General features: G+C 65.3%; 19 protein-coding genes. All 19 read left to right on the forward strand.

Annotated features, from left to right (window positions below):
- The first annotated feature begins 76 nt into the window (after positions 1-76).
- The 19 genes from nusG to TBIF_RS17765 all read left to right on the forward strand — a co-directional run bounded on the left by nusG (position 77) and on the right by TBIF_RS17765 (position 23,865).
- Positions 77-886, forward strand: a complete 810-nt coding sequence (nusG, locus tag TBIF_RS17675; RefSeq protein WP_024796080.1) for a transcription termination/antitermination protein NusG — start codon at positions 77-79, stop codon at positions 884-886.
- 63 nt (positions 887-949) lie between these two features.
- Complete coding sequence (gene rplK, locus TBIF_RS17680) at positions 950-1,384, forward strand: 50S ribosomal protein L11 (RefSeq protein WP_024796081.1); 435 nt, start codon at positions 950-952, stop codon at positions 1,382-1,384.
- Between the two features lie 87 nt (positions 1,385-1,471).
- On the forward strand, positions 1,472-2,182 hold the full coding sequence (gene rplA / locus TBIF_RS17685) for a 50S ribosomal protein L1 (protein WP_024796082.1): 711 nt from the start codon (positions 1,472-1,474) through the stop codon (positions 2,180-2,182).
- Between the two features lie 122 nt (positions 2,183-2,304).
- The gene (locus TBIF_RS23905) at positions 2,305-2,853 is read left to right on the forward strand and encodes a hypothetical protein (protein ID WP_148302317.1); all 549 of its coding nucleotides are present in this window, start codon (positions 2,305-2,307) and stop codon (positions 2,851-2,853) included.
- Between the two features lie 278 nt (positions 2,854-3,131).
- Positions 3,132-3,671, forward strand: a complete 540-nt coding sequence (gene rplJ / locus TBIF_RS17695; protein ID WP_024796084.1) for a 50S ribosomal protein L10 — start codon at positions 3,132-3,134, stop codon at positions 3,669-3,671.
- Between the two features lie 99 nt (positions 3,672-3,770).
- On the forward strand, positions 3,771-4,151 hold the full coding sequence (rplL, locus tag TBIF_RS17700) for a 50S ribosomal protein L7/L12 (protein ID WP_024796085.1): 381 nt from the start codon (positions 3,771-3,773) through the stop codon (positions 4,149-4,151).
- 272 nt (positions 4,152-4,423) lie between these two features.
- A complete protein-coding gene (locus TBIF_RS17705; protein WP_024796086.1) occupies positions 4,424-5,539 on the forward strand; it encodes an ABC transporter ATP-binding protein in 1,116 nt (371 codons plus the stop codon).
- The gene (locus tag TBIF_RS17710) at positions 5,532-6,353 is read left to right on the forward strand and encodes an MlaE family ABC transporter permease (RefSeq protein WP_038171773.1); all 822 of its coding nucleotides are present in this window, start codon (positions 5,532-5,534) and stop codon (positions 6,351-6,353) included. The genes TBIF_RS17705 and TBIF_RS17710 overlap by 8 nt, the downstream gene beginning before the upstream one ends.
- A gap of 8 nt (positions 6,354-6,361) precedes the next feature.
- Positions 6,362-7,219, forward strand: a complete 858-nt coding sequence (locus TBIF_RS17715; protein ID WP_024796088.1) for an MlaE family ABC transporter permease — start codon at positions 6,362-6,364, stop codon at positions 7,217-7,219.
- Positions 7,220-7,223: 4 nt separating this feature from the next.
- A complete protein-coding gene (locus tag TBIF_RS17720; protein WP_024796089.1) occupies positions 7,224-8,552 on the forward strand; it encodes an MCE family protein in 1,329 nt (442 codons plus the stop codon).
- Positions 8,549-9,622 (forward strand): MCE family protein, encoded by a 1,074-nt coding sequence (locus TBIF_RS17725; protein ID WP_024796090.1) that lies wholly within the window; start codon positions 8,549-8,551, stop codon positions 9,620-9,622. The genes TBIF_RS17720 and TBIF_RS17725 overlap by 4 nt, the downstream gene beginning before the upstream one ends.
- Positions 9,619-10,620: an MCE family protein gene (locus TBIF_RS17730; RefSeq protein WP_024796091.1), complete on the forward strand. Its 1,002-nt coding sequence runs from the start codon at positions 9,619-9,621 to the stop codon at positions 10,618-10,620. Before TBIF_RS17725 ends, TBIF_RS17730 begins: the two co-directional genes overlap by 4 nt.
- A gap of 3 nt (positions 10,621-10,623) precedes the next feature.
- Positions 10,624-11,874, forward strand: coding sequence for an MCE family protein (locus TBIF_RS17735; RefSeq protein ID WP_084611769.1), 1,251 nt, complete (start codon positions 10,624-10,626; stop codon positions 11,872-11,874).
- Positions 11,874-13,181, forward strand: a complete 1,308-nt coding sequence (locus TBIF_RS17740; RefSeq protein WP_051461621.1) for an MCE family protein — start codon at positions 11,874-11,876, stop codon at positions 13,179-13,181. Before TBIF_RS17735 ends, TBIF_RS17740 begins: the two co-directional genes overlap by 1 nt.
- Positions 13,181-14,428 carry an MCE family protein gene (locus TBIF_RS17745; RefSeq protein ID WP_024796094.1) on the forward strand — a complete coding sequence of 416 codons (1,248 nt, stop codon included), beginning with the start codon at positions 13,181-13,183 and terminating at the stop codon, positions 14,426-14,428. The genes TBIF_RS17740 and TBIF_RS17745 overlap by 1 nt, the downstream gene beginning before the upstream one ends.
- Positions 14,429-14,614: 186 nt before the next feature.
- The gene (locus tag TBIF_RS17750) at positions 14,615-15,292 is read left to right on the forward strand and encodes a hypothetical protein (RefSeq protein ID WP_148302319.1); all 678 of its coding nucleotides are present in this window, start codon (positions 14,615-14,617) and stop codon (positions 15,290-15,292) included.
- Positions 15,293-15,304: 12 nt separating this feature from the next.
- Positions 15,305-15,916, forward strand: a complete 612-nt coding sequence (locus TBIF_RS17755; protein ID WP_024796096.1) for a hypothetical protein — start codon at positions 15,305-15,307, stop codon at positions 15,914-15,916.
- A gap of 353 nt (positions 15,917-16,269) precedes the next feature.
- Positions 16,270-19,761 carry a DNA-directed RNA polymerase subunit beta gene (gene rpoB, locus TBIF_RS17760; RefSeq protein WP_024796097.1) on the forward strand — a complete coding sequence of 1,164 codons (3,492 nt, stop codon included), beginning with the start codon at positions 16,270-16,272 and terminating at the stop codon, positions 19,759-19,761.
- Positions 19,762-19,884: 123 nt separating this feature from the next.
- Positions 19,885-23,865, forward strand: coding sequence for a DNA-directed RNA polymerase subunit beta' (locus TBIF_RS17765; RefSeq protein ID WP_024796098.1), 3,981 nt, complete (start codon positions 19,885-19,887; stop codon positions 23,863-23,865).
- The last annotated feature ends 20 nt before the right edge of the window (positions 23,866-23,885 follow it).

Below are 23,885 nucleotides of genomic sequence, written 5' to 3' on the forward strand. Positions count from 1 at the left end.
ACGCCCCCATTAAACCGATACTGGACGCGCGCCGCATTGGCGCCGCAGGTGACAAGACGAAGAAAGCGAGTGCCCAGTGAGCACCCACGAGAACGATGACGAGCAGTCGGATGTCGACCTGTCTGGCGCGGAAGAGGTTGACACCGACGCCGTGGCCGAGGCCGACACGCCAGCTGAGCCTGTCGTCGCCGAGGATGCCGACGCTGTAGACGGCCCGGACGAGTCGGCCGCTGCCGAGCAGCCTGCCGAGGAGGAGCCCGCCGAAGAGGTGGACCCCATCGTGGCGCTGAAGAAGGAGCTTCGTCGGCTCCCGGGTGACTGGTACGTCATCCACTCCTACGCCGGTTACGAGAACAAGGTGAAGACCAACCTCGAGACCCGCGTCCAGAACCTTGACGTCGGCGACTACATCTTCCAGGTCGAGGTTCCGACCGAAGAAGTCACCGAGATCAAGAACGGCCAGCGCAAGCTGGTCAACCGCAAGATCCTGCCCGGCTACATCCTCGTGCGGATGGAGCTCAACGACGAGTCCTGGGGTGCGGTCCGAAACACCCCCGGCGTCACCGGCTTCGTGGGGGCAACCTCCAAGCCGTCGGCGTTGAAGCTCAATGAGGTTGTCAAATTCCTGTTGCCCCAGGGCGACAAGAAGGCCGGCAGCGCGGGCAAGAGCTCGGATGGCACCGCGACGGATGCGCTGGGCGCCCCGATCATCGAGGTCGACTTCGAGATCGGCGAGTCCGTGACCATCATGGATGGCGCATTCGCGACGCTGCCTGCCAGCATCAGCGAGGTCAACGCCGAGCAGCAGAAGCTGAAGGTGCTGGTGTCCATCTTCGGCCGGGAGACCCCGGTCGAGTTGAACTTCAGTCAGGTTTCGAAGATCTGATCAGCCCTCAGCATCAATTACACATCCCGGTGAATAGCCGGGGACCGGAATAGGAAACGAAAGATGCCCCCGAAGAAGAAGAAGCTCACTGGGCTTATCAAGCTCCAGATCAACGCAGGCATGGCCAACCCGGCCCCTCCCGTTGGTCCCGCGCTCGGTCAGCACGGCGTCAACATCATGGAGTTCTGCAAGGCCTACAACGCGGCGACCGAGTCGCAGCGCGGCAATGTGGTCCCCGTGGTCATCTCGGTCTACGAGGACCGCTCGTTCGACTTCAAGCTGAAGTCGCCGCCGGCCTCGAAGCTCCTGCTCAAGGCTGCCAGCGTGGCCAAGGGCTCGGGCGAGCCGCACAAGGACAAGGTCGGCTCCGTGACCATGGACCAGCTGCGTGAGATCGCCAAGGTCAAGCAGGAGGACCTCAACTCCAACGATGTTGAGGCCGCCGCCAAGATCATCGCCGGCACCGCACGCTCGATGGGTATCACTGTCAACGGCTAATAGCCCTTGATCTGAACCCCCCAGAACTTCCTGTGGGAGGGCCTCGCGCAGGCTCGATAACCACAACTGACCAGTAAGGACAGCAGCATGGCTAAGCGCAGCAAGGCGTACCTCGCCGCCGCGGCAAAGATTGACCGCGACAACTTCTACACCCCCCTCGAGGCTGTCGGCCTCGCCAAGGAGACCACCTCCCCGAAGATGGACGCGACCGTCGAGGTCGCCATCCGTCTCGGCGTGGATCCCCGCAAGGCGGACCAGATGGTGCGCGGCACCGTCAACCTGCCGCACGGCACCGGTAAGACGGCACGAGTCATCGTGTTCGCCGCCGGCGCGAAGGCGACCGAGGCCGAAGCAGCCGGGGCCGACGCTGTCGGCGCCGAGGACCTGATCGAGCGGATCCAGGGAGGCTGGCTCGACTTCGACGCGGCCATCGCCACCCCGGACCAGATGGCCAAGGTTGGCCGCATCGCCCGCGTGCTCGGACCGCGTGGCCTGATGCCCAACCCGAAGACCGGCACCGTCACCAACGACGTGACCAAGGCCGTTCAGGACATCAAGGGCGGTAAGATCAACTTCCGCGTGGACAAGCAGTCCAACCTGCACTTCGTCATTGGCAAGGCCTCGTTCGAGCCGGCACAGCTGGTCGAGAACTACGGTGCCGCCATTGAAGAGGTCCTCCGCGCGAAGCCGTCCTCCGCCAAGGGCCGCTACATGAAGAAGGTGACCATCACGACGACCACCGGACCGGGCATCCCGGTGGATCCGAACCGTGTGACGCGCCTGCTCGAGACGGACTAGCAGCACGCCGAGCGAGTGAATTTTGGCCAGGGCCGATCCGGAGCAATCCGGATCGGCCCTGGCTTTTGTGTACTGCCAGCAGGAATGTGGCCCGCGCCAGTACAGTGCTGATCGTGGGACTGATGAGCTTGCTGACCTTGCCTGTGCGCGTCGCCGTCGCCTATACCCAGGCCACGATCGGCGTGGCCCAACTCTTTGCGCCGGGTGGGCCGATCCGGGTCGTCTACCGGTTGGCCGACCTCACCGACGAGGACCGCCCGCTGGGGCAGGCGCTCGCACGGGGTGGCGCCGTCGACCGGCTGCTGTCCGAGGGCGGAGTCCTGGTGCAGTTGACCGATTTCTCCGGCCCCCTCGGCAAGCTCGTCGAGCCCGGCGGACCCATTGACCGTGCGATGGCAGCCGGCGGCCCGATGGAACGGATCATCGCCGAGGAGGGGCTGCTCGACCAGTTGATGGCCCCGGGCGGCGCTATCGACCAGTTGATCCAGTTGGCCGAGGTGCTCGCCGGGCTGGTGCCACTGCTCGACAGCCTCGACGAGCCGACCCGCCGGCTCTCGGACGCGGCCACATCTCTCGGCGCGGCGATCCGGCCGCTGACCGCGACGGTAGAGGCACTCTCCGACCTGACACCGCGGATGCCGGGCCTGCCGAACGTGCTCCGGCGAGACTGATCCTCAGGGGCGCCGCCGCCGATTTGGAGTCTGGGGCAGCGCCAAGTACAGTTGCCAACGAAGTTCGACTAGATCGAAGTTCCACCGAAGACCGTAGGTCAACGCCTCTGAATCAGGGGCGGACGAAGGTCCGGGATAAACCCGGCGGCCCGCGCAGGAGGACGAGGTATCGAATTCGGACGCCGGCTTGCCGGAGTCTGAGATTCATTTACGCCCCGTGCGCCTTGCGCCGGGGCGTTTGGCTTTCTTGGACTCTTATGTGAGAGAGGAGGCGAAGTATGGCAAAGCAGGAGAAGGTCACTGCCGTTGCGGAGATTGGCGCGCGATTCAAGGAATCGAACGCTGCTGTCGTCACGGAATACCGAGGACTCTCGGTGACCGCCCTGACTGAGCTGCGTCGTGCACTCGGCGCGGACGTCACGTACTCCATCGCCAAGAACACACTGGTGAAGCGGGCAGCCGCAGAAGCCGGTGTCGAGGGTCTCGACGGCATGTTCGTCGGGCCCACCGCCATTGCGTTCGTCAAGGGCGAGGCCGTGGATGCGGCCAAGGCGATCAAGAAGTTCGCGAAGGACAACAAGGCGCTCATCATCAAGGGCGGCTACCTGGACGGCGAAGTGCTGTCCGTGGATCAGGTCAACGCAATTGCCGACCTGGAGTCCCGCGATGTCCTGCTGGCGAAGCTGGCTGGCGCGATGAAGGGCAAGACCTCACAGGCCGCTGCCCTCTTCGCTGCTCCCGCTTCGCAGGTCGCGCGCCTTGCCGCGGCACTGCAGGAGAAGAAGGCCGCAGAAGAAAGCGTCTCGGCCGACAGCTGATCCGCGCAAGCGAGTCACACCACCCCACAAGCGCACTCCGGTGCGCGCCCAATCTGTCGCGGATCGGCGGAATGGGAACCAACAGGAAGGACCGCCACCATGGCGAAGCTCACCACCGAAGAATTGTTGGACGCTTTCAAGGAGCTCACCCTCCTCGAGCTCTCTGAGTTCGTGAAGGCCTTCGAGGAGACCTTCGACGTCACCGCCGCCGCGCCCGTCGCCGTTGCCGCCGCTGGCGCGCCGGCCGCCGAGGCCGCTGCCGAGCAGGACGAGTTCGACGTCGTCCTCGAGGGCGCTGGCGAGAAGAAGATCCAGGTCATCAAGGTCGTCCGCGAGCTCGTTTCGGGCCTCGGCCTGAAGGAGGCCAAGGACCTCGTTGAGAGCGCCCCGAAGGCCATCATCGAGAAGGTCGACAAGGAGACCGCCGAGGCTGCCAAGGCGAAGCTCGAAGAGGCCGGCGCCAAGGTGTCCGTCAAGTAATTTGAGCCATCTCGGTCTCGCCTCCTAGGGGCGGGCCAACTGGCGCAGCAAAGGTGGGCCGTCCCCTCGTGGGGCGGCCCACCTTTGTCATTGTGGAACACCTGCGCCCAGCAATTAAGCCGGATGCGATCACGGCTATCCGCAGGTGAGAAGAGTCTGGGCCGAACTCTCCTTACTCGAGAGTCAGTCTGGTGCCGTGTTCTGGCCGACCATGCGTTAGAGTGACGACAGCCACATTGGAGTTCAATGCGGCATGAGCGCTGGGAGGTGCCGTGGGAGTCGAAGTTTCGGTCGAAGGCCTTACTAAGTCATTCGGATCACAGACGATTTGGCAGGACGTTTCGCTTACGCTTCCGCAGGGGGAAGTGAGCGCTCTCCTGGGGCCGTCCGGCACCGGCAAGTCAGTGTTCCTGAAGTCGCTGATCGGTTTGTTGCGCCCCGAGCGCGGCAGGATCATCATCGACGGCACCGACATCCTCCAGTGCTCCTCCAAGGAGCTGTACGAGATCCGGCAGATGTTCGGCGTCCTGTTCCAGGACGGCGCCCTGTTCGGATCGATGGACCTGTACGACAACGTCGCCTTCCCGCTCCGCGAGCACACCAAGAAGAGCGAATCCGATATCCGCAAGATCGTCATGGAGAAGCTCGAGCTCAATGGCCTCATCGGCGCGGAGCACAAGCTTCCCGGCGAGATCTCCGGCGGTATGCGCAAGCGGGCCGGCCTCGCCCGTGCGCTGGTGCTGGACCCGAAGATCATCCTGGTGGATGAGCCTGACTCCGGGCTCGATCCCGTGCGCACCACGTACCTGAGCCAGTTGCTGATCGATATCAACACCGAGATCGACGCGACCATCCTCATCGTCACGCACAACATCAACCTGGCGCGCACCGTTCCGGACAACCTGGGCATGCTCTTCCGTAAGCACCTGGTGATGTTCGGCCCGCGTGAGGTCCTGCTCACCAGCGATGAGCCGGTGGTCAAGCAGTTCCTGAACGGCAGCAAGATCGGCCCCATCGGCATGTCTGAGGAGAAGGACGACGCTCAGATGGCCGCGGAGCTGGCGCAGAAGGAAGCCGGACACCACGACGGCTCCCCGGATGACGACGTCCGCGGCGTCATCCGCCAGATGGAGGCGAGCCCGGGTCTGCCCGTCCGCGCGGCGGTCGGTCGCCGGCAGGCGCGTGTGCGCGAGATCCTGCACACCTTGCCGCCCGAGGCACAACGCGGGATCGTTGCCAGCCTCGAGGGCCGGTATGGTCCGGACTCCATGGATGGCGACTACGCGGCCGAGCCGGTGCATCATGCGGCCGTTGACGAGCCGGACACGGAGGTGTTCGCCGCCGTAGATAGAGGCGCGCACCACGTCCGCGGGGACGGGAATGTCTAACACCGGAGTTCTCACCGGTGGTAGCAAGGCGATAGATACCGCGGGCAAGGCGGTCAAGGGAGGGTTGGCTCAGGCGGGCCTGATCTTTCAGCTCTTCGTCGACGTTGCCAAGGCCTCAGTTCAGCGGCCATTCCAGTTCCGCGAGTTCATCCTGCAGGCGTGGTTCATCGCAAGCGTGACGATCCTGCCGACGATCCTGGTGGCGATTCCATTCGGCGCGACGGTGTCGCTCCAGACGGGCTCGCTGATCAAGCAGCTCGGCGCCGAGTCGTTCACCGGCGCGGCCAGTGTCGTGGCAGTGATTCAGCAGGCGAGCCCCTTGGTGGTGGCGCTGCTGATCGCTGGCGCAGCCGGATCAGCCGTGGCGGCGGACCTCGGATCGCGCACCATCCGCGAGGAGATCGACGCGATGAAGGTGCTGGGCATCGACCCCGTGCAGCGTCTGGTGGTGCCCCGTGTGCTGGGCATGGTCCTCGTGGCGGTCCTCCTCAACGGACTCGTCAGCGTGGTCGGCGTGGCCGGCGGCTATTTCTTCAACGTGGTCGCCCAGGGCGGGACCCCGGGCGCCTACCTGGCGTCGTTCTCCGCGCTGGCACAGCTGCCGGATCTGTGGATCGGCGAGATCAAGGCCGCAGTCTTCGGTCTGATCGCCGCGGTGATCGCGGCCTATAAGGGCCTGAACCCGAAGGGCGGCCCGAAGGGGGTCGGCGACGCGGTCAACGAGGGCGTCGTCATCACCTTCCTGCTCCTGTTTTTCGCGAACATCATCCTGACCGCCGTGTACATGTCGCTGGTCCCGGCAAAGGGAGCATGAGTTAAGAGATGACGATCGCAAAAGAGCACAGCATGCTGGGCATCCGTGCCAAGCGCCTCATGCAAGCGCCGCTGTCCGCGCTGGACCGTGCCGGGGAGCAGATGGGCTTCTACGGCCGCGTCATCGGCTGGGTCCCCCACACGCTGCGTCGCTATGGCCGGGAGGTCACCCGGCTGCTGGCCGAGGTGTCTTTCGGCGCGGGCGGCCTGGCCGTCATCGCCGGCACCGTCGGCGTGATTTTCATGATGTCGCTGTTCGTGGGCGTCGTGGTCGGTATGGCGGGCTATGCCGCGCTGGACCAGCTGGGCGCCTCGGTGCTCACAGGCTTCCTGTCCGCGTATGTCAACACCCGTGAGCTAGCCCCGATGATCGCGGCGCTGGGCCTCTCCGCGACCGTCGGCTGTGGCTTCACCGCCCAGCTCGGCGCCATGCGCATCTCGGAGGAGATCGACGCACTAGAGGTTATGGCGGTGCCGAGCGTGCCGTTCCTGGTCACCACCCGCATGATCGCCGGATTTGTCGCCGTGATCCCGCTGTACATTGTCGGGCTGTTGGCCTCCTATCTGGCGTCTCGACAAGTGAATACGTGGATGAACGGCCAATCGGGGGGCTCGTACGACCACTATTTCAACCTGTTCTTATCGCCGATCGATGTGCTCTGGTCGTTTGGCAAGGTGCTCATATTCGCCTTCGTGCTGATCCTGATCCACTGCTACTACGGGTTCTACGCCTCCGGCGGCCCCGCGGGAGTGGGTGTGGCGGTCGGCCGCGCGGTGCGAACCGCGATTGTGACGATCGCGGTGCTCGATTTTTTCCTGAGCCTTGCCATTTGGGGAACGACGACGACCGTGAGGGTGGGTGGCTAGAGCCATGGATTCGCAAACCTCGACACTGAAGCGTCGACTCCTGGGATTGCTGCTATTGGCTCTGGTGATCGGCTTTGTCGCGATCACCGTGCTGCAGTACAAGCAGGTGTTCACGAAGACCGCCACGATCTATTTGGAGACGGACAGCGCCGGTAACTCGCTGCCGGTGCGGGCGGACGTCAAGATCCGGGGCGTGCTGGTGGGGACGGTCGTGAGCCAGGAGGCCCGGGACAACACGGTGGTGCTCAAGCTCGAGATCAAGCCCGACCAGATGCACAACATTTCGGCGAACACCACCGCGCGACTGCTACCGAAGACGCTGTTCGGCGAGAGGTTCGTGGCCCTGCAACTGCCCTCGGATTCCACCGCCCCCATGGTCGAGATCAAGGCCGGGGGCACCATCGTGCAGGACTCATCCGGCAACGCCGTCCAAATCGACGAGATGCTGGACAAGTTGCTGCCGATCCTCCAGGCTGTGCCTCCGCAGGATCTTTCGGTGACGCTGACGTCGATCAACAACATGCTCGAGGGGCGCGGCGAGTCGATCGGCGAGCACCTGGTGCAGCTGTCCGACATCGTGACCGCGGTGGGGGACCGGCTGCCGGATGTGCAGGCGGACCTGCGCGGCTTGGCCGAGTTCTCCCGCGTGTACGCGACGGCCGCGCCTGACTTGATCGACGCGCTCGACAACTTGCGGACTACCAACGCCACCATCGTGGAGCGGCAGACGGATATTCGGGCGCTGCTGCTGTCCGCGACGGACACCGCCGCGCTGTCGGCTGATCTCCTGGACAACACCCGCGAGAGCTTCATCCGCGTCTCCGCCCAGTCCGTGCGGCCGCTGCAGGTGTTCGCGGACGCGTCGCCCGCCTTCCAGTGCACGTTCAGCTCGTTCGCCGACGTCGAGGTCAATGCCCGCGACATCGTCGGCTGGCAGGATCCGAACCCGGGCATCAGGGTGTCGCTGTCCTTCGTCAACCCGAAGGGCCGGTACCTCCCGAACCAGGACGAGCCGCGCTTGTTCGACACGCGTAAATCCAAGTGCTACCCGCTGGCACAGCCGGGTGTGCCGTACCCGATTCCGGACGGCAGTCTGAACGACGGCTCCTACCAGCCGCCGACCACCAACCCGGGTGAGGCGCAGCGGTTGTATCCGCCGTTGCCGCAGTACTCGACGGTGCCGCAGGTCGGCATCGCCGGCTCGCAGCTCGAGCAGGATGCGCTGGCCGACGTCTACTCGGGCGCCACGGGCGAGTCTCAGTCGAGCATTCCCGGCTGGACCACATTGATCGGCGCGCCCTCGCTTCGGGGCAATGAGGTGGAGTTCAAGTGAGAAGGCAACTACGGGGGCTCGGCGGCCCCATCACCAAGCTGATCATCTTCGCCGTCATCACCGTGCTCTTGACGGGCGTGCTCGCGGCCTCCATCGCCAACATCGGCGGTGGCAGCGGGTCGTCTTATAAGGCGCTCTTCGAGGATGCCACCTCGCTCAACGTCGGCGACGACGTCCGCATCGGCGGCGTGAAGGTCGGCCAGGTCGAGACGGTCAAGGTCGTCGACCGCAACCGCGCCGAGGTCGAGTTCTCCGTCAACCGGGACGGCGGCCTGCCGGCCAGCACGACGGCGGCGATCAAGTATCGCAACCTCGTGGGCCAGCGCTTCCTCTCCTTGGCAGCGGGCGAAGACGGCCAGAGCCAGATGCTCGAGGCGGGGGACACGATCCCGCTCGAGCAGACGACGCCATCGCTGAACCTGACCATGCTGTTCAACGGGTTCCGGCCGCTGTTCAAGACACTCCAGCCGGAGGACGTGAACGAGCTCGCCTACTCGATCATCCAGGTATTCCAGGGGGAGGGCGAGACGATGACGAATCTGGTGGCCAGCACCTCGAGCCTCGCGAACACCGTGGCCGATAAAGACAAGGTCATCGGAGAGGTCATCAACAATCTCAACGGAGTGCTGGAGACCGTCAACGAGCACTCGGACCAGTTCGACCAGATGATCGTCAACACCCGCGACCTCGTCGCCGGCCTGGCCGCGGACAAGGACACGGTAGGACAGTCGATCCAGAGCCTCGCAAATCTGACGGACGCGACGCAGGGCCTGCTCGAGCCGATTCGACCGTCGCTGCAGGGCTCCATCGCAGGCCTGAACAAGCTGACAACCGAGTTGAACGCGAACGGCGAAGAAGTCGACAGGGTGCTCCAGACCCTGCCGGTCAAATACGAGGCGCTGAACCGCCCGGCCATGTACGGCTCGTGGTTCCAGTTCTACCTCTGCGGCCTGGACGTGGTGTTGGGCCCGGGCCAGTCGCGCAATCTGAACCTGCCGGACTTCCCGACGGTCAACACTCCGCTGTACACCAATATCGCACCGCGTTGCCATGCGGAGGGGGGCCAATGACAGTCCGACGTAGTCCGGTGATCACCGGCATCATCGGCATCGTGATGGTGCTGCTGGCAACAGCCGCGGGCTTCTCCTTCTCGAAGCTGCCATTCTTCGGGGCCGGCACGACCTATACCGCCGAGTTCTCGGAGGCCGCGGGGCTGAAATCAGGCAACGAGGTCCGGGTCGCGGGCGTCAAGGTGGGGCAGGTGACCGGGGTCGAGCTGGACGGCAACAAGGTCCTCGTCAGCTACCGGGTGTCCGATACCTGGATTGGCGACAAGACCCGCGCCGGAATCGAGATCAAGACGCTGCTGGGCTCGAAGTACCTGAGTCTGGATCCGCAGGGCAGCCAGCTCGCCGATCCCGACGAGGTGATCCCGCTCGAGCGCACCAGCTCCCCGTACGACGTGATTGAGGCGTTCTCGGATGCGGCGCAGAGCCTTGAGGAGGTCGACACCGCGCAGCTCGCGCAGAGCATGCAGGTGCTGTCGGATGCCTTTGCCGGCACGCCGGAGAGCATTCGCGGCGCACTGGACGGCGTCACGCGGCTCTCCCAGACGATCTCCACCCGGGACGACGCGGTCCGCAAGCTGTTCGCCGAGACCAAGGAGACGAGCAAGATCGTCGCCGACCGAGATCAGGAGTTCCAGCAGCTGATCGCCAGGTCCGGCGAGCTGTTGGCGGAGCTCAACGGCCGCCGCACCGCGATCCACCAGCTGCTGGTCCAATCGCAGGAGGTGTCCAGGCAGCTCAGCGGCCTGGTCGCGGACAATGAGCAGCAGATCGGGCCGGCCCTCACCCAGTTGCAGACCTTCGTGGACCTGCTGGTGAAGAACCAGGACAACCTGGACAAGGCGATGGTCCAGGGTGCGCAGTTCTACAACCTGTTCAACAACTCGCTTGGCAACGGCCGCTGGTGGGACACCAGCGTCGGCAATATCCTGCCACCGGGCATCCCGGAACTGCCGAGCGATCGCGGTCCGATGCTGAACATCGATGGGGCGGGGAACTAACACATGGCCGTCATGAAGAAGTTATCCACCACGGCGACGACGCTGATTGTCCTCGGCGTGACGCTGGCGCTGATTGTGGGCGCTGCCGCCTGGTTCGTGCTGGCCAAGCCGAAGGCGACGACGATCACCGCCTACTTCGACCGCGCCATCGGCATCTACGTCGGCTCCGAGGTCCGAGTGCTGGGCGTGGAGGTCGGCAAAGTCACCGCGGTCACCCCGCGTGGACCCGACGTCGAGGTCGTGCTGAAGGTCAACGGGGATATCGACCTGCCGGAGGACGTGCGGGCACTGCAGGTGACCCCCTCCGTGGTGCCGGACCGTTTCATCCAGCTGACCCCGGCCTATGAGGGCGGACCCAAGCTGGACAAGACGGCGACGCTCGCGGCGGACCGCACCAAGACCCCCGTCGAGATCGACCAACTCTATGAGAGCCTCACCGAGGTCTCACAGGCGTTGGGGCCGGATGGGATGAACGCCGACGGCACGGTGACGAACCTGGTCAACACCGCCGCGGCGAACCTGGACGGCAATGGCCGGGCGCTGAACTCGACCATCGCCGAGCTCAGCGCGGCGGCCCGCACGCTGTCCGACTCCCGCGGGGACATCTTCGACACGGTCAAGAATCTGCAGGTGTTCGCGAACACGCTGGCCGTGCACGACGATGACGTCCGCCAGTTCAACACTCAGATGCAGCAGTTCAGCTCCTTCCTCGACGATGAGCGGGACAACATGGCGGGCTCAATCCAGACGCTGTCTGTTGCCCTGGGCGATGTCGCCCGCTTCGTTGGTGACAACAAGTCGCTGCTGGAGAGCAACATCGGCGGCCTCGAGACGGTGACCGGCACCATCGCGAACCGCAATGCTGAGTTGAAGGAGTCGCTCGCCCTGCTGCCCCTGGCCATCTCCAACCTGATCAACGCATACGACGCGAGCACCGGCCTGCTACATATGCGCTTGAACTTTCCGGATCTACAGGATCCGATCGGCGCCGGCTGCGAGCTGTTGAACATGGGCAAGTTGGGCCCGGGCATTCCGGAGTTCGAGGCGCTCAAGCGTCAGATGGCCCCGCTGATCAACAACTGCCACGAGATCGCGAACCAGATCACCTCGGGCGTGAAGACTCCGATGCTGAATCTGCCGTTCGGCATCCTCAGCGGGGACAACCTGCAGCGGGACCCCCTACCAGGCTCCGTGCCGGGTGAGGCCTCGCCCCGGTTTTCCGAGCCGTCCGCCCCGGCAGGAGGGGGTAACTGATGAGCACCAAGGAACAGACCGGATCGGTGCCGGTGCGGCGCGGGCTGCCGCGCCGCAAGTTCGCCGTCTCGGCGGCGTTGTGCGCGGTGGCCGTGGCGGCCTCGGCGTGCGGCACCCAGGGCGTCTACGCGATCCCGCTCCCGGGCGGCGCGGACACAGGTGAGAACCCGCTGAACATCACGGTGGACTTCGCCGATGTGGTGGACCTCGTCCCGCAGAGCGCGGTCAAGGTCGACGGGGTCACGGTGGGCAAGGTGCTGAAGATCGAGCTGGCCCCCAACGGCTGGGACGCCCGCACGAGCCTGGTGCTGCGCAGCGACGTGGACCTTCCGGCGAACGCGGTCGCGCACGTGAAACAGACAAACCTCCTCGGCGAGAAGTACGTCGAGATCGATGCGCCGGAGACGAACCCGTCGCCGAAGCTGCTCCAGAGCGGCGACACGATCCCGATCCAGAACACCGGGACCGGCGCTCAGGTCGAAGACGTCCTCGGCGCGCTGTCGATGCTCCTCAACGGCGGCGGCGTCGCCCAGCTCCAGCCCATCATCGAGGAGATGAACAAGGCCGTGGGCGGCCGCGAGCCGGAGGTGCGGGCGCTGTTCGAGCAGTTCACCAAGCTGGTGGCGGGCATCGACGAGCAGCGTGACGACATCACCCGGGCGTTCGACTCGTTGAACACCCTGAGCGGGACTGTGTTGCAGCAGCGCGAGCAGATCGACGGCGTCCTCAACGAGCTGCCAGAGGGCGTGGCGATCCTCGCCGAGCAGACTCCCCAGTTCCTGGACATGCTCACGCAGTTGGAGCGGCTCGGCGACGTCGGCTCGGGCGTGATCAACCAGACCCGCGATGACGTGATCGCCAACCTGCGGGCGCTGCGTCCCACGCTTGAGGCGCTGGGCGAAAGCGCCCCGGCACTGGTGGGCGCCCTCCCGATCTTGCCGACCTTCCCGATCCCGGACGAGATCCTGCCGGCCGTCAAGGGCGGCTACGCCAACGTCTACGTGATCTTGGATCTGCGGCTGGGGCAGGCCCTCGACAACTTGGGCGTCGGCGCGCCAGACCCGGTGTACGTCAAGCCGTACGGCGACCACCAGGTGCCGGTCGATCTGAGCAACCCCTGGATCATGGGCAACGGACCGCGCGCGGGCTGGCCCACCGTGTCGCTGCTGCCGACCCCGGACGCCGCGCCACCATTCGATCAGCGGGTAGGGGCGGCACTGCCCCTCGGCCTGGATCAGTTGCTGCCGGCGATCCCAGGCCTCGAGCCCGCCAGCGCACCGACGACCACAGGAGAGGGCGGCAACTGATGATCTCCAAGTTGATGCGGTTCCAGTTGATCGCATTTTTCGTGATCGCGGTGCTCGGCATCGTCTATGTCGGTGGCAAGTACGCGCGGCTGGACAATCTGGTCGGCATCGGCCAGTACACCGTGCACATGAACCTGAAGGAGTCCGGCGGCATCTTCCCCAACGCGGAGATCTCCTACCGCGGGGTCCCCGTCGGCCGAGTGGGGGAGATGCGGGTGACCGAGGCCGGACTGGTCGTGGACCTCAAGCTGGACTCGGGCGGACCGGATATCCCGGAGTCGACGAGGGCAGTGGTCGCCAACCGCTCGGCGATCGGTGAGCAGTTCGTCGACTTTCTACCGGAGTCCGAGAGTGGGCCGTTCTTGAAGGACGGCTCCACGATCAACTCCGATCAGACCTCCACCCCGGTGCCGATCGAGGATCTGTTCGGCTCCGTGTCCGCGCTCACGGGATCGATCCCCGTCGACGCCCTCCACACGACGTTCACCGAGTTGGGCGCGGCGTTGAATGGCCGCGGTGGCGATCTGGCGAGCCTGGTCGACTCCGTGAACCTGCTGACGGAGGCTGGCCACGAGGCCCTGCCGCAGACGCTGTCGCTGATCACGGACAGCGTCACCGTGTTGGGGACGCAGGCGGCGCAGGGCTCGGCGATCCAGTCGTTCTCCTCGGACCTGGACCGGATCACAGCCCAGCTCAAGTCCAGTGATCCCGACGTGCGGGCGCTAATCGGCACCGCGCAGGACGCCAGCACCCAGATTGGCGACTTCGTGGCCACCAGCGGCAACGACATCACCGCACTGCTCGTCCACACCGACGTGATCACCAAGGCGGCGGATGACGTCTGGGAGGGTCTCCGGGTCCTGCTAGCTGCGCTGCCGGCGCTGGGTGCCGCGGCGCCCGCGCTCGCGCCCGGTGACGGCGCGATCCACATGGGCGTGGTGCTCGAGACCAACAACCCGGTCCCCTGCAGCACGGGCTATGAGGGCACTCAGCAGATCCTGGCGGAGATGAAGGCACAGAACCCGAACTTCGACGACACCACCGATGATTTCCCGGTGAACCTGGACGCGCGTTGCGCCGTCCCGGTGGGCAACCCGTCGGGTGTGCGGAGCTCGGACCGGATCGCGCTGGCGGATCCGGACATCGTGCAGCCGTGGGACAACAAGCCCAAGCAGTTCCCGGACACCCTGTATCTGCGCCCAATCGCCTCGCAGCTGGCCACCGTCATGGGTGTGACGCCCCGCTAGTCCGAGGGGCGATTGCCAAGCCCGCGGCGCGGCCAGTCCTGGACGAATAGGGCCGGCGGCGCCGCGGGACTGCGTTGGAGAGCCTCGGGCCCAGGTGCGCGTAGCCTCCATGTGGATGACCGGCGATTTCTAGAGACGACCTTGTAGAGACGACCCGTTAGAGACGACCTTGTGGATGGGACAACCTTGAACGCACCGACGACCACGCCGCCGGAGCCAATGCCGAAGACGCGCAAGCGGGCCTTGGCCGCAGTGTGCGCGTTGCTGGTCCTCGCGCTCGTCGGCGCCGTCGTCGGCGGGGCCATGTGGGCGGTGGCCGCGCTGGGCAACGACACCCCGTTCGGCAACGCGGACGCCGTGGCCCAGCGCGAGCAGTTTCTGGCCGACGCGACCCAGGCCGCCATGAGTTTGACGACGGTCACGCCGGACGAGACCGACGCGATGATCGCCAACATCCAGTCCGCGAGCACGGGGGGATTGGCCGCGGATCTTGAGGATGCGTCGGTGCGCGAGCAACTCGCCAACGACATCAAGGCGCGTGGCGTCACGCAGATTCCGACAGTCGTGTCGATCTCCGCCTCGAAGTTAGACGCCGACGCGGGTTCCGGCCAGGCGCTGGTCTTCATCGCGCAGACGGTCACCGGGGATACCGGGGAATCGGTGTTGCGGCGCCAGGGCATCTCGCTGGATCTGGCCCAGGTCGACGGGGTCTGGAAGGTCTCCACTATGTCGCAACTGTTCGAGGGGTTCGGCACGATGCCGGGCGCGACCCTCGCCCCGGCTGATCCAGATGCGACTGCCACCGACCCTGGCGTCTCGACCGGGGGCTCCGCGCCCGCCGCCGAGAACCCGGCCGGATCCTAGGAGGAGGCACCAATGGGCTCACTTGAGAAGAACGCCGCAGAGCCGGCCGCGCAGGACGATGGCGCTGCGGCCACCGAACCTGCCACCACCGCCCCAGCCGAGGTGGAGGGCTGGCGCCGAGTCATCGTCGTGGGCATCGCCGCAGCGCTCTGCGCGGTGCTCGCGGGAGTTTTCTTCGTCCAGCGCAACAGCGCCGCCGATGACGCCGCATCCGCGCACTCCGAGGTCAACACAGCGTTCGTGGACGGGGTGGCCACCGCTGGGGTCGCGACCGCCGCCCGGGACATCATCACCACGATCTACACGTACGACTACAACACCATCGACGGGCATTCTGACCGCATCCGGCCACTGATGACGTCGGGCATGTTCGACGAGTACCAGAGCATGTCCCCGCCGAACTCTGAGATCATCAAGCAGGCGAAGACCTCGGTCTCGGCCGCCATAGACGAGCTCGGCGTGGGTGTCGTGTCGATCACCGGCGACACGGCGGTGGCCGAGGTGCTCCTCGGTATCGAGGGCAACAACGACGGTGCCGATATCGCGTCCGCGAAGATGCCACTGAGGGTGACGCTGAACAAAGTCGACGGCCAGTGGATTGCCTCCGAAATCAACCCCATCTGACAGCGAAACGCCGGGGCGGGTCTTGACGTGTGGGGCAAGAACAGTCACGCTGTTCCCCGACACATGAGGTACTCACAGAATTCCTAGGCTGCCCCGCCGGACGCGAAACATCCCGGCCGGGGGCGCGCTTTGCCGCCAGCTCGACAAGGGCCCAATTCTCCGCTATGGTTGGACGTTGCGCTGATTGCCTCCTGTCCGCTCTTCGATGTTTGGCCGGCAAATCGTCCTGACCATAGGTTATGGCAGTTCGATTCGACCGCGTCCTGCCCGAGGGTTTGTTTCCGGTTGCGATCAGCAAACTCCGCAGAATAGGTACAGCGGCGGCCGCTCGAACATCGGGCGGCCCGCGTGAGGTGCTGGAAGGACGCATCTTGGCAGTCTCTCGCCAGTCCAAGTCAGAATCCGGAATCCCCGGGGCTCCAAAGAGGATTTCGTTCGCGAAGATCCGGGAACCTCTGGAGGTGCCCGGGCTTCTTGATATCCAGACGGACTCTTTCGAATGGTTGGTCGGTTCCCCGAGGTGGCGTGATCGTGCGATCGCCCGCGGCGATGGTGCTCAGAGGGGTGGCCTCGAGGAGATCCTCACCGAGCTGTCGCCCATCGAGGACTTCGCCGGCTCGATGTCGCTCACGTTCACTGATCCGCATTTCGAGGATGTCAAGGCTCCCATGGAGGAGTGCAAGGAAAAAGACATCACGTACGCGGCGCCTCTCTTCGTGACCGCCGAGTTCATCAATAATGAGACCGGTGAGATCAAGAGCCAGACGGTCTTCATGGGCGATTTCCCCATGATGACGCCGAAGGGCACGTTCATCATCAACGGCACCGAGCGTGTCGTCGTCTCCCAGCTGGTGCGCAGCCCCGGCGTCTACTTCGATGAGACCATCGATAAGACGACCGAGAAGGAGCTGCACAGCGTCAAGGTGATCCCGGGCCGCGGTGCGTGGCTCGAGTTCGACGTGGACAAGCGCGACACCGTCGGTGTCCGCATCGATCGCAAGCGTCGCCAGCCGGTCACCGTGCTGCTGAAGGCACTGGGCTGGACGAGCGAAATGATCCAGGAGCGCTTCGGCTTCTCCGAGATCATGATGACGACGCTGGAGAAGGATTCCACCGCCGGCGTCGACGAGGCCCTGCTGGACATCTATCGCAAGCTGCGCCCGGGCGAGCCTCCCACAAAGGAGAGCGCGCAGACGCTGCTGGAGAACCTGTTCTTCAAGGACAAGCGTTACGACCTGGCCCGCGTGGGCCGGTACAAGATCAACAAGAAGCTGGGCCTGACGTCGGCGACGACCGATGACCCGCTGGTGCTGACCGAGTCGGATATTGTCACGACTGTCGAGTACCTCGTGCGTCTGCACGAGGGCCACAAGTCGATGGTCTCGCCGGACGGCGTCGAGGTCCCCGTCGAGGTCGATGACATCGACCACTTCGGCAACCGTCGCCTGCGCACGGTCGGCGAGCTGATCCAGAACCAGATCCGCGTCGGCCTGTCCCGCATGGAGCGCGTCGTCCGCGAGCGCATGACCACGCAGGACGTCGAGGCGATCACCCCGCAGACCCTGATCAACATCCGACCGGTGTCGGCCGCGATCAAGGAGTTCTTCGGAACCTCGCAGCTCTCGCAGTTCATGGACCAGAACAACCCGCTCTCGGGCCTGACGCATAAGCGTCGCCTGTCCGCGTTGGGCCCCGGTGGCCTCTCGCGTGAGCGCGCTGGTCTCGAGGTTCGAGACGTGCACCCGTCGCACTACGGCCGCATGTGCCCGATCGAGACCCCTGAGGGTCCGAACATCGGACTGATCGGCTCGCTCTCGGTGTACGCGCGGGTCAACCCGTTCGGCTTCATCGAGACGCCGTACCGCAAGGTCATCGACGGCGTCGTCACCGACGACGTCGACTACCTGACCGCCGACGAGGAGGACCGCCACATCGTGGCGCAGGCCAACTCGGCTTCCGACGCGAACGGCGTCCTTACGGACGAGCGTGTGCTCGTGCGCAAGAAGGGTGGCGAGGTCGAGTACGTCCCGCCCGTCGAGGTCGACTACGTGGACGTCTCCCCGCGCCAGATGGTGTCGGTCGCGACCGCGATGATCCCCTTCCTCGAGCATGACGACGCGAACCGTGCCCTGATGGGCGCGAACATGCAGCGTCAGGCTGTGCCGCTGGTCCGTTCCGAGTCGCCGCTCGTGGGCACCGGCATGGAGCTGCGTGCCGCGGTCGACGCCGGAGATTGCGTCACCACGGACAAGGCTGGCGTCATCGAGGAGGTGTCGGCGGACTTCATCACGGTGATGGCGGACGACGGCACCCGTCAGACGCACCTGCTGCGCAAGTTCGAGCGCTCCAACCAGGGCACCTCGGCCAACCAGACGCCGATCATCAATGACGGCGATCGCGTCGAGGCCGGACAGGTCCTCGCGGACGGTCCGTGCACCCAGAACGGTGAGATGGCGCTCGGCAAGAACCTGCTCGTGGCGATCATGCCGTGGGAAGGCCACAACTACGAGGACGCGATCATCCTCTCGCAGCGCATCGTCGAAGAGGACGTGCTGACCTCGATCCACATCGAGGAATATGAGATCGATGCCCGTGACACGAAGCTGGGCGCCGAGGAGATCACGCGGGATATCCCGAACGTCTCCGAGGAGGTCCTCGCCGACCTGGACGAGCGCGGCATCATCCGCATCGGCGCCGAGGTCCGCGACGGCGACGTGCTCGTCGGCAAGGTCACGCCCAAGGGCGAGACGGAGCTGACCCCGGAGGAGCGCCTCCTGCGCGCCATCTTCGGTGAGAAGGCCCGCGAGGTTCGCGACACGTCGCTGAAGGTTCCGCACGGCGAGTCCGGCAAGGTCATCGGGGTCCGCATGGTCTCCCGCGACGACGACGACGAGTTGGCGCCTGGCGTCAACGAGCTGGTCCGTGTCTACGTGGCGCAGAAGCGCAAGATCCAGGACGGCGACAAGCTCGCCGGCCGCCACGGCAACAAGGGCGTCATCGGCAAGATCCTGCCCCAGGAGGACATGCCGTTCCTCCCGGACGGCACGCCGATCGACATCATCCTGAACACGCACGGTGTGCCCCGTCGTATGAACATCGGCCAGATCATGGAGACCCACCTCGGGTGGATCGCCAAGACCGGCTGGAAGGTCGAGGGCGACCCCGAGTGGGCCAAGCGCCTGCCCGAGGAGATGTTGGAGGCGCCTGCCGACTCCAACACCGCGACCCCCGTGTTCGACGGCGCGGAGCCGGACGAGATCGAGGGCATGCTCGCCTGCACGCTCAAGAACCGCGACGGCGAGCGCATGGTCGACGGGACGGGCAAGGCGGTGCTGTTCGACGGCCGCTCCGGTGAGCCCTTCCCGTACCCGGTTGCTGTCGGCTACATGTACATCATCAAGCTGCACCACCTGGTGGACGACAAGATTCACGCTCGCTCCACCGGGCCGTACTCGATGATCACGCAGCAGCCGCTGGGCGGTAAGGCCCAGTTCGGTGGCCAGCGATTCGGTGAGATGGAGTGCTGGGCCATGCAGGCCTACGGCGCTGCATACACCCTGCAGGAGCTGCTGACGATCAAGTCGGATGACGTGGTCGGCCGCGTGAAGGTGTACGAGGCGATCGTCAAGGGCGAGAACATTCCGGAGCCCGGCATTCCGGAGTCGTTCAAGGTTCTCCTCAAGGAGCTGCAGTCGCTCTGCCTCAATGTCGAGGTGCTGGCGTCCGATGGCAAGGCCATCGAGATGGGCAGCTCTGACGATGAGGACCTGGAGCGGGCGGCAGCGAACTTGGGCATCAACCTGTCCAAGAACGAGTCGGCCACCATGGACGATCTGGTCAACTAGGTTTTCGGTCTCCGGCCGGGAGTGATCCCGGCCGGAGGCGGCAACTCAACTTTGAATTTGGCAGTCAGGACAGGGCGCTCCACCGGCCCAGTCCATATCCCATAAAAGGGGAAAGGAAGTTACGTGCTCGACGTCAACTTCTTCGACGAACTCCGAATCGGTCTCGCCACCGCAGAGGACATTCGCAACTGGTCCTTCGGCGAGGTAAAGAAGCCGGAGACCATCAACTACCGCACGCTCAAGCCCGAGAAAGACGGCTTGTTCTGCGAGAAGATCTTTGGTCCCACCAGGGACTGGGAGTGCTACTGCGGCAAGTACAAGCGCGTGCGCTTCAAGGGCATCATCTGCGAGCGCTGCGGCGTCGAGGTGACCCGCGCCAAGGTTCGCCGTGAGCGCATGGGCCACATCGAGCTCGCCGCTCCGGTGACGCACATCTGGTACTTCAAGGGTGTTCCGTCCCGTCTGGGCTACCTGCTGGACCTGGCCCCGAAGGATCTCGAGAAGATCATCTACTTCGCGGCATACGTCATCACCGCCGTCGAGGACGAGCTGCGTCACAACGAGCTCTCCACCCTCGAGGCTGAGATGACCGTCGAGAAGAAGGGTGTCGAGGACCAGCGCGACACCGATCTCGAGGAGCGGGCCCAGAAGCTGGAGTCCGACCTGGCGACTCTTGAGGCCGAGGGCGCCAAGGCTGACGCCCGTCGCAAGGTCAAGGATGCCGGCGAGCGCGAGATGCGCCACATCCGCGAGCGTGCGCAGCGTGAGCTGGACTACCTGCAGGAGGTCTGGACGACCTTCATCAAGCTGGAGACCAAGCAGCTCATCATCGATGAGCGCCTGTACAACGACCTTGAGGACCGCTACGGCGAGTACTTCACGGGCACCATGGGCGCCGAGGCGATCAAGAAGCTCATCGAGATCTATGACATCGATGCCGAGGCCGAGGATCTGCGGGAGACCATCCGCAGCGGCAAGGGCCAGAAGAAGCTGCGCGCGCTGAAGCGACTCAAGGTCGTCGCGGCGTTCCAGCGCTCGGGCAACTCGCCGCTGGGCATGGTCCTGGACTGCGTCCCGGTTATCCCGCCGGAGCTGCGTCCGATGGTCCAGCTCGATGGTGGCCGTTTCGCCACCTCGGACCTGAACGACCTGTACCGTCGCGTGATCAACCGCAACAACCGTCTCAAGAGGCTGATCGATCTCGGCGCGCCCGAGATCATCGTCAACAACGAGAAGCGCATGCTGCAGGAGTCTGTGGACGCGCTGTTCGACAACGGCCGTCGTGGCCGTCCCGTCACCGGTCCGGGCAACCGCCCGCTGAAGTCGCTGTCCGACTTGCTCAAGGGCAAGCAGGGCCGCTTCCGTCAGAACCTGCTGGGCAAGCGCGTCGACTACTCGGGTCGTTCCGTGATCGTCGTCGGCCCCCAGCTGAAGCTGCACCAGTGTGGTCTGCCGAAGCTGATGGCACTCGAACTGTTCAAGCCGTTCGTGATGAAGCGCCTGGTGGATCTCAACCACGCGCAGAACATCAAGTCCGCCAAGCGGATGGTCGAGCGTCAGCGCAGCCAGGTGTGGGACGTCCTCGAAGAGGTCATCAACGAGCACCCGGTGATGCTGAACCGCGCGCCGACGCTGCACCGTCTGGGCATCCAGGCGTTCGAGCCGCAGCTCGTCGAGGGCAAGGCCATTCAGCTGCACCCGCTCGTTTGTGAGGCGTTCAACGCCGACTTCGATGGTGACCAGATGGCCGTGCACCTTCCGCTCTCCGCGGAGGCGCAGGCCGAGGCCCGCATCCTGATGCTGTCCTCGAACAACATCCTGTCTCCCGCGTCGGGCCGACCCCTGGCCATGCCGCGACTGGACATGGTCACGGGTATGTACCACCTGACCCGTCTGGTCGAGGGCGCACTGGGCGAGCAGAAGCCCGCCGCCACCGACGAGGCCGCGTTCGGCGTGTACTCCACGCCGGCCGAGGCGCAGATGGCCGTCGACCGCGACGTGCTGTCCGTGCAGGCAAGCATCCGGATCCGCCTGGACAAGCAGCGTCCGTCGAAGGCCGTAGAGGCCGAGTTGTTCCCGGAGGGCTGGAAGTACGGCCAGCCGTGGATCGCCGACACGACGCTGGGTCGGGTGCTTTTCAACGAGCTCCTGCCCGCGGACTACCACTTCGTCAACGACGTCATGCCGAAGAAGCGCCAGGCCGAGATCATCAACGATCTCGCCGAGCGTTACCCGATGATCGTCGTCGCGCAGACGGTGGACAAGCTCAAGGACACGGGCTTCCACTGGGCCACCCGTTCCGGCGTGACCATCGCCATGACGGATGTCCTGGTGCCGCCGGAGAAGGAAGCGATCCTCGAGGCCTTCGAGGCGCGTGCAGAGCAGATCGAGAAGCTCTACCAGCGCGGCAAGCTCGGCAAGACCGAGCGCAACGGCGAGCTGGTCAAGATCTGGTCGGAGGCCACCGATGAGGTCGCCGTCGCCATGGAGGCGAACTACCCGGACGACAACCCGATTCCGATGATCGTGAAGTCGGGCGCCGCGGGCAACATGACCCAGGTGCGCGCGCTCGCGGGCATGAAGGGTCTGGTGACCAACCCCAAGGGCGAGTTCATCCCGCGTCCGATCAAGTCCTCGTTCCGTGAGGGCCTGACCGTGCTCGAGTACTTCATTAACACGCACGGTGCCCGTAAGGGCCTGGCGGACACCGCACTGCGCACCGCCGACTCGGGTTACCTGACCCGTCGTCTGGTGGATGTCTCGCAGGACGTCATCGTCCGCGAGGTCGACTGCGGCACCCCGCGCGGCATTACGATCTCCATCGCCGAGCCCGAGCTCGACGCGAACGGCGAGCCCACCGGCAAGCTGCTCCGCGACGCGCATGTGGAGACTGCGGCCTTCGCCCGGACCCTGTCCTCGGACGCGGTCGATGCCGACGGCAACGTCGTCGTCCAGGCCGGGTTCGACCTCGGCGACCCGGCGATCGAGGCACTGCTCGACGCCCACATCACCAAGGTCAAGGTCCGCTCGGTCCTGACCTGTGGCACGGGCACGGGCGTGTGCGCCCTCTGCTACGGCCGCTCGATGGCCACCGGCAAGCTCGTCGACATCGGCGAGGCCGTCGGTATTGTCGCCGCGCAGTCCATTGGTGAGCCGGGTACCCAGCTGACCATGCGTACGTTCCACCAGGGTGGTGCGGCCGGCGCGGACATCACGGGCGGTCTGCCCCGAGTCCAGGAGCTGTTCGAGGCACGTATCCCGAAGGGACGCGCCCCGATCTCGGAGCAGTCCGGCCGGGTGCGCATCGAGGACGACGACCGCTTCTACACGATCACGGTGGTCCCAGACGACGGCGGCGAAGAGGTTGTCTACGACAAGCTCTCCAAGCGCCAGCGTCTGGCCAAGCACCGTCCCGAGGGCGAGGCCTACGAGCGTCCCCTGCAGGCCGGCGACCACGTCGAGGTGGGCCAGAAGCTCCTCGAGGGCGCTGCCGACCCGCACGAGGTCCTGCGCATCATGGGTCCCCGCGACGTGCAGATCCACCTGGTCAACGAGGTGCAGGAGGTGTATCGCGCACAGGGTGTGTCGATCCACGACAAGCACATCGAGGTCATCGTGCGGCAGATGTTGCGCCGCGTCACGATCATCGACTCGGGCGCGACGGAGTTCCTGCCCGGCGCGTTGATCGAGCGCAGCGACTTCGACACGGCGAACCGCCGGGCCGTCGGCGAGGGCAACGAGCCGGCCGCAGGCCGTCCGGTGCTCATGGGCATCACGAAGGCCTCGCTGGCCACTGACTCGTGGCTGTCCGCGGCGTCGTTCCAGGAGACCACCCGAGTGCTGACCGATGCGGCCATCAACCGTCGCAGCGATAAGCTCATCGGCCTCAAGGAGAACGTGATCATCGGTAAGCTGATCCCGGCCGGAACTGGTATCAACCGGTACCGGAACATCCAGGTCCAGCCGACCGAGGAGGCTCGCGCCGCCGCATACGCGGTGCCGGCCTACGACGATCAGTACTACGGCCCGGACGGCGGCTTCGGCGCCGCCACCGGTGCGGCCGTCCCGCTGGACGATTACCCGTTCGGCGGCGACTACCGCTAAGCCTGCACCAACACACCGCG

The organism is Tomitella biformata AHU 1821 (genome assembly GCF_000524475.1).
Lineage (GTDB): Bacteria > Actinomycetota > Actinomycetes > Mycobacteriales > Mycobacteriaceae > Tomitella > Tomitella biformata.

Bases quoted from the DNA above. Each gene is read 5' to 3' on its own strand.
- rplK (WP_024796081.1), top strand. From the start codon at position 950: ATGCCCCCGAAGAAGAAGAAGCTCACTGGGCTTATCAAGCTCCAGATC.
- rplA (WP_024796082.1), top strand. From the start codon at position 1,472: ATGGCTAAGCGCAGCAAGGCGTACCTCGCCGCCGCGGCAAAGATTGAC.
- TBIF_RS23905 (WP_148302317.1), top strand. From the start codon at position 2,305: ATGAGCTTGCTGACCTTGCCTGTGCGCGTCGCCGTCGCCTATACCCAG.
- rplJ (WP_024796084.1), top strand. From the start codon at position 3,132: ATGGCAAAGCAGGAGAAGGTCACTGCCGTTGCGGAGATTGGCGCGCGA.
- rplL (WP_024796085.1), top strand. From the start codon at position 3,771: ATGGCGAAGCTCACCACCGAAGAATTGTTGGACGCTTTCAAGGAGCTC.
- TBIF_RS17710 (WP_038171773.1), top strand. From the start codon at position 5,532: ATGTCTAACACCGGAGTTCTCACCGGTGGTAGCAAGGCGATAGATACC.
- TBIF_RS17715 (WP_024796088.1), top strand. From the start codon at position 6,362: ATGACGATCGCAAAAGAGCACAGCATGCTGGGCATCCGTGCCAAGCGC.
- TBIF_RS17720 (WP_024796089.1), top strand. From the start codon at position 7,224: ATGGATTCGCAAACCTCGACACTGAAGCGTCGACTCCTGGGATTGCTG.
- TBIF_RS17730 (WP_024796091.1), top strand. From the start codon at position 9,619: ATGACAGTCCGACGTAGTCCGGTGATCACCGGCATCATCGGCATCGTG.
- TBIF_RS17735 (WP_084611769.1), top strand. From the start codon at position 10,624: ATGGCCGTCATGAAGAAGTTATCCACCACGGCGACGACGCTGATTGTC.
- TBIF_RS17740 (WP_051461621.1), top strand. From the start codon at position 11,874: ATGAGCACCAAGGAACAGACCGGATCGGTGCCGGTGCGGCGCGGGCTG.
- TBIF_RS17745 (WP_024796094.1), top strand. From the start codon at position 13,181: ATGATCTCCAAGTTGATGCGGTTCCAGTTGATCGCATTTTTCGTGATC.
- TBIF_RS17755 (WP_024796096.1), top strand. From the start codon at position 15,305: ATGGGCTCACTTGAGAAGAACGCCGCAGAGCCGGCCGCGCAGGACGAT.